Annotated in this window: 7 protein-coding genes; 4 read left to right on the top strand and 3 right to left on the bottom strand. The window is 71.6% G+C overall.

Going from position 1 to position 8,367, the window contains the following annotated elements; genetic code table 11:
• Together D7Y13_RS33855 and D7Y13_RS33850 are read left to right on the top strand one after the other, a co-directional pair.
• Positions 1-903, top strand: a 903-nt coding sequence (locus D7Y13_RS33855; protein ID WP_147452552.1) for a D-alanine--D-alanine ligase family protein, incomplete at its 5' end; no start/stop codon positions are given.
• A gap of 338 nt (positions 904-1,241) precedes the next feature.
• Positions 1,242-2,768, top strand: a complete 1,527-nt coding sequence (locus D7Y13_RS33850; RefSeq protein WP_120537668.1) for a cellulose synthase family protein — start codon at positions 1,242-1,244, stop codon at positions 2,766-2,768.
• Between the two features lie 98 nt (positions 2,769-2,866).
• Here D7Y13_RS33850 and D7Y13_RS33845 read toward each other — a convergent pair whose 3' ends face one another.
• Positions 2,867-3,391 carry a hypothetical protein gene (locus D7Y13_RS33845; protein ID WP_167508800.1) on the bottom strand — a complete coding sequence of 175 codons (525 nt, stop codon included), beginning with the start codon at positions 3,389-3,391 and terminating at the stop codon, positions 2,867-2,869.
• Between the two features lie 82 nt (positions 3,392-3,473).
• Between D7Y13_RS33845 and D7Y13_RS33840 the strand changes: the two genes are divergently transcribed.
• Positions 3,474-4,469, top strand: a complete 996-nt coding sequence (locus D7Y13_RS33840) for a PEGA domain-containing protein (protein WP_120585836.1) — start codon at positions 3,474-3,476, stop codon at positions 4,467-4,469.
• A 41-nt stretch (positions 4,470-4,510) separates the two neighbouring features.
• On the opposite strand, the gene D7Y13_RS33835 is transcribed toward D7Y13_RS33840, so the two are convergent.
• On the bottom strand, positions 4,511-5,044 hold the full coding sequence (locus tag D7Y13_RS33835; protein WP_341870454.1) for a hypothetical protein: 534 nt from the start codon (positions 5,042-5,044) through the stop codon (positions 4,511-4,513).
• A 123-nt stretch (positions 5,045-5,167) separates the two neighbouring features.
• Between D7Y13_RS33835 and D7Y13_RS33830 the strand changes: the two genes are divergently transcribed.
• Positions 5,168-7,030 carry a M1 family aminopeptidase gene (locus D7Y13_RS33830; RefSeq protein WP_370451747.1) on the top strand — a complete coding sequence of 621 codons (1,863 nt, stop codon included), beginning with the start codon at positions 5,168-5,170 and terminating at the stop codon, positions 7,028-7,030.
• 9 nt (positions 7,031-7,039) lie between these two features.
• Here D7Y13_RS33830 and ftsY read toward each other — a convergent pair.
• Positions 7,040-8,367 (bottom strand): signal recognition particle-docking protein FtsY (gene ftsY / locus D7Y13_RS33825; protein WP_120630901.1); only part of this gene is annotated, 1,328 nt, incomplete at its 5' end.

The following is an 8,367-nucleotide window of genomic DNA, read 5'->3' as shown; positions in this document are numbered from 1 at the left end:
GGTGAGGAGCGGGAGATTTCGCTCAAGACGGGGGAGGCCGTGGTGGCGGCCCTGGAGACGCTGGGGCACACCGTCACCCGCGTCTTCGCCGGGCCCGGGTTGGACCGGGCGCTGCGCTCGGCGGAGCTGGACGTGGCCTTCCTCGCGCTGCACGGCCGCATGGGCGAGGACGGCCGCGTGCAGGGCCTCCTGGAGCTGCTGGAGCTGCCGTACACGGGCTCCGGCGTGCTGGCCTCCGCGCTGGCCATGGACAAGCCCATGGCGAAGAAGCTCTTCCAGCTCCACAACCTGGCCACGCCCCGGGGCTACAAGGTGGGCCGCGCGGACGTGGAGCGCGCGCTGGAGCTGCACGGCGACAGCGGCTTTCCCTGCGTGGTGAAGCCCGCGAAGGGCGGCTCATCCGTGGGCCTGTCGGTGGTGCACGACGCCGGGGCGCTGGTGCCCGCGGTGGCCCACGCGTGCCGCTTCGGCGGCGAGGCCCTGGTGGAGCGCTTCGTCCAGGGGCAGGAGGTGACGGTGGGCATCCTCGGCGACAGCGTGCTGGGCAGCTGCGAGGTGGCCTTCCCGCGCGAGGGCTTCGACTACGAGGCCAAGTACAAGGGCGGCGCGCAGTACTTCCTGCCGCCCCGCCTGTCCGACACGCGCCGCGTCAACGTGGAGACCCTCGCGCTCGCCGCGTACCGCGCCCTGGGCTGCCGGGGCTACGGCCGCGTGGACGTGCTGTGCTCGGACACGGAGAACGACGTGGTGCTGGAGGTGAACACCCTGCCGGGCTTCACCCCCGTAAGTCTGCTGCCCAAGATCGCTGCCCGCGCCGGCCTGGACTTCCCGGAGCTGGTGCAGGGCGTCCTGGACCGGGCCACCCGCGACGAAGCCCACGTCAGCGACGCCGCCAGGTCCTGAGCCGACCTCCGCACCCTGGACGTCCTCCGCCCGACGGGGCTGGGGGACTTCCAGGGGCGCGCCATGACGCAGGGAAACGCTGGTTGACGTTTCGCGTCAATGCCGCCCTTTCAAGCCTCTCGGAACCGGGGAATAGTTTGACACGACCCGGGTGCCTCCCTATTGTCCGGCCGCGATCAGGAGTCGGAACGTCAAAGCCTAGTCTTTTCGGGCACATACGGGGCGGGGCTCAGCGGACCCAGGAGGCGGCGGTCAGCGTGAGCGGGTCGGTCGGGCATGCCGCCACGTCTGGTTGGACCGCTGGCGCCAGTGCCAGCGGGAGGGGCTGAGCGTCACCGATGACCACCGTTGAGATCATCTTCCTGGCTGTCTACTTCAGCCTGCTGAGCGTGCTGGGGGTCTATGGATCCCACCGGTACCGCATGGCGTTCCTGTACTACCGCCACAAGTTCAAGCTGCCCACGCCGAACGGCACGCTTCCCGCGTTGCCGCGCGTGACCATCCAGCTGCCCATCTTCAATGAGATGTACGTGGTGGAGCGCCTGGTGGAGTCGGTGTGTCGCATCGACTACCCGCGCGAGCTGCTGGAAATCCAGGTGCTGGACGACTCGACGGACGAGACGTGCGGCATCGCGCGTGCGTGCGTGGAGCGCCACCGGCAGAAGGGCCACGACATCGTCTACATCCACCGCGTCAACCGCCAGGGCTACAAGGCGGGCGCGCTGGAGAACGGCCTGAAGCTGGCCACGGGCGAGTACGTGGCGGTGTTCGACGCGGACTTCGTCCCGAGCCCCGACTTCCTGATGCGCACGGTGCCCTTCTTCGCGGACGCGAAGGTGGGCATGGTGCAGGTGCGCTGGGGCCACCTGAACCGTGAGTTCTCCATCCTCACGCAGGCCCAGAGCATCTTCCTGGACGGGCACTTCATCATCGAGCACACCGCGCGCAACCGCGCCGGCTGCTTCTTCAACTTCAACGGCACCGCGGGCATCTGGCGCCGCAGCACCATCTCCGACGCGGGCGGCTGGCAGCACGACACGCTCACGGAGGACCTGGACCTGAGCTACCGCGCGCAGCTCAAGGGCTGGCAGTTCGTGTTCCTGCCGGAGGTCATCTCCCCGGCCGAAGTGCCGGTGGACATGAACGCCTTCAAGAGCCAGCAGCACCGCTGGGCCAAGGGCTCCATCCAGACGGCGAAGAAGCTCTTGCCCACCATCCTCAAGAGCGACCTGCCCCTGCTGGTGAAGCGCGAGGCGTTCTTCCACCTCACCAACAACATGGCCTACCTGTTGATGGTGCTCCTGTCCGTGCTGATGCCCATCAGCATGGTGGTGCGCTTCCAGCACGGCCTGTACGGCACGCTGTTCCTGGACCTGCCCTTCTTCATCACCGCGACGGCCAGCGTCTGCGTCTTCTACGTGGCCGCCCAGCGCGAGCGCGGCGCCACCGGCTGGGAGCGCTTCAAGTACCTGCCGTTCCTGATGAGCCTGGGCATCGGCCTGGCCATCAACAACGCGAAGGCCGTGGGCGAGGCGCTGCTCAACCAGCAGTCGGGCTTCGCGCGCACGCCGAAGACGGGCGCCGAGGGCAAGAGCGTCAAGGCGCCGGTGAAGAAGAGCTACCGTGGCAGCAAGACGCTGATGCCGGTGGTGGAGCTGCTCTTCGCCGCCTACTTCACCGGGGCGCTGTGGTTCGCCATCGACGCGCGCATCTACACGTCGGTGCCCTTCATCGTCCTGTTCCAGGCGGGCTTCCTGTACGTGGGCATGTCCAGCCTGCTCCAGGGCTTCGCGGGCCGGGTGAAGGTGACCGAGTCCGCCCCCGCCGTGACCTCCCCCGAGGAGCAGCCGCGTCAGGCGGCCTGAGTCCTTCCGGGCCGCATTCGTTTCGGGTGTCTCGCGCCGCCGCTTCCTCTTCCGACTTCCGGAAGCAGGGACGGCGGCGCGGTGCTTGCCAGGCCCCCCTACAGGCCGGCGTCGGGCACCCCGCGCCGCAGCACCTGTTCCTGGCGCACGGGGGCGGGGCCGGAGGTGGCGGGGCGGCAGTCCTCGTCGATGGCGGTGCTGGACGCGGCCCGCAGCGTGAGGCCCGAGTCGTCGCAGGCCACCGCCTCGGTGGGGAAGGCGACGGGGCAGGGTGTTCCCGAACCGGTGAAGCCGGTGGCGCGCGTCTCGCCCACGAAGCCGTCCGGGGTGCGGTGCAGGACGATGCCCACGGAGCCCGCGTCCGGGGACTCCACGCCGCCGTCCGCCCATGCGCGCACCACCGCGAGCGACAGCGTGCCGCCGTCGTCCTGGCCCAGGTAGCGGAAGGCCGGGTTCTGCGCGTGGAAGTAGTCGCCGGATTGATCCTTCTCGCAGCCAGGCGGCACATGGATGGCGGGCGCCGCGGGAGGGGTGGTCTCCACCCGGGGCGGGGCCTTGGCCGGACAGGCCGTGAGGGAGAGGACACAGAGGCCGAGCGGGAGGGTGACGAGGGTGCGGTGCATGGGGCGCGGATATTCTCCCAAGCGACGTGCGTGTGGGACGTGTTTGCTTCCCCAGGGATGACTCTCTAACCTTCGGGCCGACATGAGCCTTCGCCGCTTCGCCGTCCTGTCGCTCGTCGCCGCCCTGGCGCTCCCCTCCGCGGTGTTCGCCCAGGAGACCGATGACCTCATCGCGCCTCCCTCGGAGGACACGCCGGCGAAGCCCAAGGGCAAGCCCAAGGCGGTGAAGCCGAAGCCGACCGTGAAGCGCAAGCCGCCCGCTCCGAAGAAGGAGCGCGTGGGCAAGAAGACCAAGCCGGGCAAGACGCCCGCGGTGTCTCCCGTCGACGCGCCGGAGGCCGCGAAGTCCGCGCTGGCGTTCCGGCTGGGCAGCAACGCGCGCGGCGCGAAGATCACCGTGGATGACGTGGAGGTGAACCCCCTGGAGCCCGTGGAGCTGGCGCCGGGCGAGCACCGCGTCCTGGCCCGCCGTCAGGGCTACTCGGACTTCCTCCAGCGCGTCGTGGTGTCGCCGGGCCAGACGACGGACGTGACGGTGGCGCTGGAGGTGGCGACGGGCATCGCCACCCTGCGCGCGGACGTGCCTCGCGCCACGGTGCTGGTGGATGGCGTGAAGGTCGGCGTCACGCCCCTGGAGAACTACGCCATCAGCCCGGGCCAGCACGAGGTGGAGTTCCGCGCCCCGGGCCTCAAGGACGTGAAGAACATCGTCGTGCGCGCCGGCCAGCCCTACCTGGTCGAAGGCCGCCTGCGCCCGGTGGCGGACTCGGACGTGCCGCGCAACGCGGTGCTGGAGCCGGCGGCGACGCCCGCCGGGCCGGTGGAGCAGCCGGGGCTGGCGCTGGGCACGGAGCAGCCGCCGGAGGTGAAGGAGAGCACCAGCACCGCGTGGTACCAGCGCTGGTACGTCTGGGTCGGCGTGGGCGTGGTGGCCGCCGCCGCGGGCGCGGGGGCCTACGCGGCGACGCGTCCCCCGGCGGCGCTCAACCCGGACGTCGACGTCTGCGGTGGCAAGTGCGACGGCACCATCGGCGCGGGCCTGCGCTCGGGGATGCCCGCGGGCGCCCTGCGCTTCTGAGGTCCCTTCGGAAGCGCTGAAGCCGTACCGCGCGGGGCCGGCTACTGGCCCCGCAGGTCGTCCTCGTTGCGGCCCGCGCCCGGCTCCAGCCGCAGGTAGATGGCCGTCACCCGCCCCACGCCCCAGAAGTCCAGCGCGGTGGCGCGGATGCGGAAGGGCTCGGACTCCGGCAGCAGGCCGGTGATGTCCACCTCGTTGGGCTCGAAGCTGAAGGCGTGCCGGCCCAGGTTGTCCACCTGCTCGTTGCCGATGAAGACGCTGTCGGTGAAGCCCACGGCGGCGCGGCGCGACACCTTGCCCTTCGCGTCCAGCACCTCCAGCAGCAGGAAGTTGTCCACGGCGAAGCCCTGGGTGCAGGCCTCGTCCCCGCAGAGACGGGCCTTCGCTCCGTCCAGCATCAGGGGCTGCGTCTCCGCGGTGGCGACGATGCGGGGATTGCGCTCGCCCTCGCGCGTGTCCACCTCCACGTCCTCACGCCGTCCTTCCAGGCTCGCCGTCTCACGCTCGGGCGTGTTGGGCAGCAGGCGGACCGAGCGCGGCTTCGTCGACGCGGCGGCTGCGACGGTGGTGGGCACGGGAACCTGTTTGGCACAGGCGGCCAGGAGGCCAACGGCGGCGGTGAGGGTCAACGTTCGCGGGTGGATCACAGGGAGGCTTGTAGCGAGCGCCCCCGGAGCGGGTCAATTAGCATGCCCCCCATGAGGACCTTCCCCGGATGGTGGCTGCTGTGCGTGCTCGTCGCAGGCCCGTCCGCCGCGGCACCTCCGCGCGCCCCGACTCCCGCTCCGATTTCGACGCCGGCCTCCGTCCCGGGCGCGGGCAGCGTGGCGCCGGAGGTCCAGCTCTGCCTCCAGCACCTCAAGCCGTCGGAGCGGGACAGGGCCGCGCGGGCGCTGGGGCCGCTGGACTCCCTGCCGCGCTACCGCGTGCAACTGGAGGTGGAGCCGAAGGAGCGGCGCGTCTGGGGCAAGGTGCAGGTGGAGCTGGTGGCGAAGGGCCCCGAGCCCCTCACCGAGCTGTACCTGCGGCTGACGCCCAATGCCCGCTCGCGGCAGGTGACGCTCTCCGGCGCGAAGCTCAACGGCAAGGCCGTGACGCTGGAGCCGGGGCCGGAGCCCACGCTGCAGCGCGTGGCGCTGGAGCCGCCGGTGGCGCCGGGCGGCACGGTGTCGCTGGAGTTCGCGGTGAAGGGCACGGTGCCCCGGGCGGCGCCGGGCGCGGAGTCGCTGGCCGGGGGCCTGGGCGGACTCATGGGCGGCGGCAAGAAGTCCGGCGCGGAGGACCACGGGGCCTTCTCCGCCACGGCGGACGTGGTGAGCCTGGTGGGCGTGGTGCCGCAGGTGCCCCCGATGGATGCCCAGGGGCGTCCGTGGGACGGGCCGCAGGGGCAGGGCGACCTGGCGCTGTATGAGCCCGCGCACGTGCTGGCCACGCTCACCGTGCCCTCGGGCTGGGCGGCGCACGCCACCGGGACGCCGCTGGGAGAGGTGCCCGAGCGCGATGGCCGCGTGCGCTACAGCTTCGCGGCCGCGGCGGTGCGCGACTTCCCGGTGCTGGTGACGCGCGGCTACCAGTCCGCCACCGCCACGGTGAACGCCGTCACGGTGGAGAGCCACTTCGCGCCCCAGGACGCGGCGGTGGGCAAGCGCGTGCTCAAGTACGCGTCGCAGGCCCTGTCCGAGTTCGAGAAGCGCCTGGGCCCGCTGCCCTACACCCACTTCCGCGTGGTGCAGGCGCCGCTCAGCGGGGGCGCGGGCGGGATGGAGTTCCCGGGGCTCGTCACGGTGGCGACGTCGCTCTACCGCGCGAAGGCCAACCCCATGGCGTTGCTCGGCGGGATGCCCGGCATGGACGAGGCACTCCAGCAGTTCATGGGCGCGCAGGGCGCGGGCCTGATGGCCCAACTGGGGGATTCGCTGGAGCGCACGCTGGAGTTCACCGTGGCGCACGAGGTGGCGCACCAGTACTTCGCGGGCCTCGTGGGCTCCGACCCCATCCATGACCCCGTGGTGGACGAGTCCCTGGCGCAGTACGCGGCGCTCCTCTACATCGAATGGGCCCACGGCAAGGAGGCCGCCGAAGCCCTGAAGCAGGAGGCCCTGGTGATGCCCTACCAGCTCTACCGCGTGGGGGGCGGCAAGGACGGCCGCGCGGACCGGCCCGTGGGCGACTTCGCGGGCGGCGAGATGGAGTACGGCGCGCTGGTGTATGGCAAGGCGCCGCTGCTGCATCAGGCGTCGCGCGAGCTCATGGGGGATGAAGCCTTCTTCAAGGCCCTGCGCGCGTACGTGGACACGTACCGCTTCAAGTGGGCGTGCCGCTCCTGCTTCACGCAGGAGCTGGCGAAGGCGAGTCCCACGAACGCGAAGGCGCTGGGCGCCCTGCGCACGCGCTGGTGGGAGGAGGCCCACGGCGACGAGGACCTGGGCTCCTCAGAGGACCTCCAGGGGCTGATGGGCGCCATGGGCGGCGGCAGCCCGGGCGACGTGGACCTGGGCGCCCAGACGCAGCAGTTGCAGCAGATGCTGGAGGAGATCAACAACCAGCTTCTGGGGCAGTGACGAGGGCCGTCAGTCGAACAGGGCCTGCACGAACTCGCGCGGCTCGAAGCGGCGCAGGTCGGCGATCTTCTCGCCCACGCCCACCCAGACCACCGGCAGCTTCAGCTCGTCGCAGATGCCGATGATGACGCCGCCCTTGGCGGTGCCGTCCAGCTTGGTGAGCGCGATGGCGGTGACGCCCACGGCCTCGTGGAACTGCTTGGCCTGCATGATGGCGTTCTGCCCGTTGGTGGAGTCCAGCACGAGCAGCACCTCATGGGGGGCTCCGGGCAGCGCCTTGTCCATCACGCGCTTGACCTTCTTGAGCTCCTCCATGAGCGGGGCCTTGGTGTGCAGCCGGCCCGCCGTGTCCGCGATGACGACGCTGGCGCCTTCCGTCTGGGCCTTCTTCACGGCCTCGAAGATGACGGCGCCCGGGTCTCCGCCGTCGGTGCCCTTCACCAGCTGGGCGCCGGCGCGCTCGGCCCACACGTCCAGCTGTTCGGTGGCGGCGGCGCGGAAGGTGTCGCCCGCGGCGAGCACCACCTTCTTGCCCTGGCCGGTGAGCTGCGCGGCCAGCTTCCCGATGGTCGTCGTCTTCCCGGCGCCGTTGACGCCCACCACCATCACCACGTGCGGCGGGCCTCCGCCCTCCAGCGAGCGCGGCACCGGCAGGTCCACCATCCGCGCGACCTCCTCGCGGATGACGCCCTTGATGCGCTCCGGGTCGCTCAATTCCTTGCGCTTGAGCTTCTCGCGCGCCACCTCCACCAGGTGGTTGGCGGTCCTCACGCCGATGTCGGCGGTGAAGAGGATCTCCTCCAGCTCCGCCAGCACGGACTCGTCCACTTCGCGCTGCTGGCCGAACAGCCCGTTGAGCCGGGCCATGAAGCCCTGGCTCTTCGTGCGGTCCAGGCCCTGCGCCAGCGTGCGGCCTCCCTCGGCCTCCACCTTGGCGCGCGCGGCGGCAGCCTCCGCCTGACGGGCGGCCTCCGCCTGGGCGGCCTCCTGGGCCAGGGCCTCCTCGCGCAGGCGCACCGCTTCGGCCTGCTCCCGCTTGCGGCGCTCGCGCGTCTCGTCGTCGACGGCCTTCTTGGCGCGGTACTCGACGCGCTTGGCCTCTTCCTCGCGCTCCTTGAGGTCGCGGGCCTCCGCCTCCAGGCGGGCGCGCTCGGCGCCGTCCTTCGTGGCGCGGGCGGCGAGCGACGCGGACTCGCGCTGGCGGCGCAGGTCCTCCGTGCGGGCGTGGGCGTCCTCCGCGTCCCGGCGCAGGGCCAGCTCCGTGTCGGAGGGCGGCAGCTCCACGCGCAGCTCGGGGCGCTCGGCGGGCAGTTGGGGCGCCTGCTCGGGGGCCTTGC

This window comes from Corallococcus praedator (assembly GCF_003612125.1).
Lineage (GTDB): Bacteria > Myxococcota > Myxococcia > Myxococcales > Myxococcaceae > Corallococcus > Corallococcus praedator.
This window is presented reverse-complemented; position numbering and strand designations above follow the sequence as displayed.

Bases quoted from the DNA above. Each gene is read 5' to 3' on its own strand.
- D7Y13_RS33840 (WP_120585836.1), top strand. From the start codon at position 3,474: ATGAGCCTTCGCCGCTTCGCCGTCCTGTCGCTCGTCGCCGCCCTGGCG.
- D7Y13_RS33850 (WP_120537668.1), top strand. From the start codon at position 1,242: ATGACCACCGTTGAGATCATCTTCCTGGCTGTCTACTTCAGCCTGCTG.
- D7Y13_RS33830 (WP_370451747.1), top strand. From the start codon at position 5,168: ATGAGGACCTTCCCCGGATGGTGGCTGCTGTGCGTGCTCGTCGCAGGC.
- D7Y13_RS33845 (WP_167508800.1), bottom strand. From the start codon at position 3,391: ATGCACCGCACCCTCGTCACCCTCCCGCTCGGCCTCTGTGTCCTCTCC.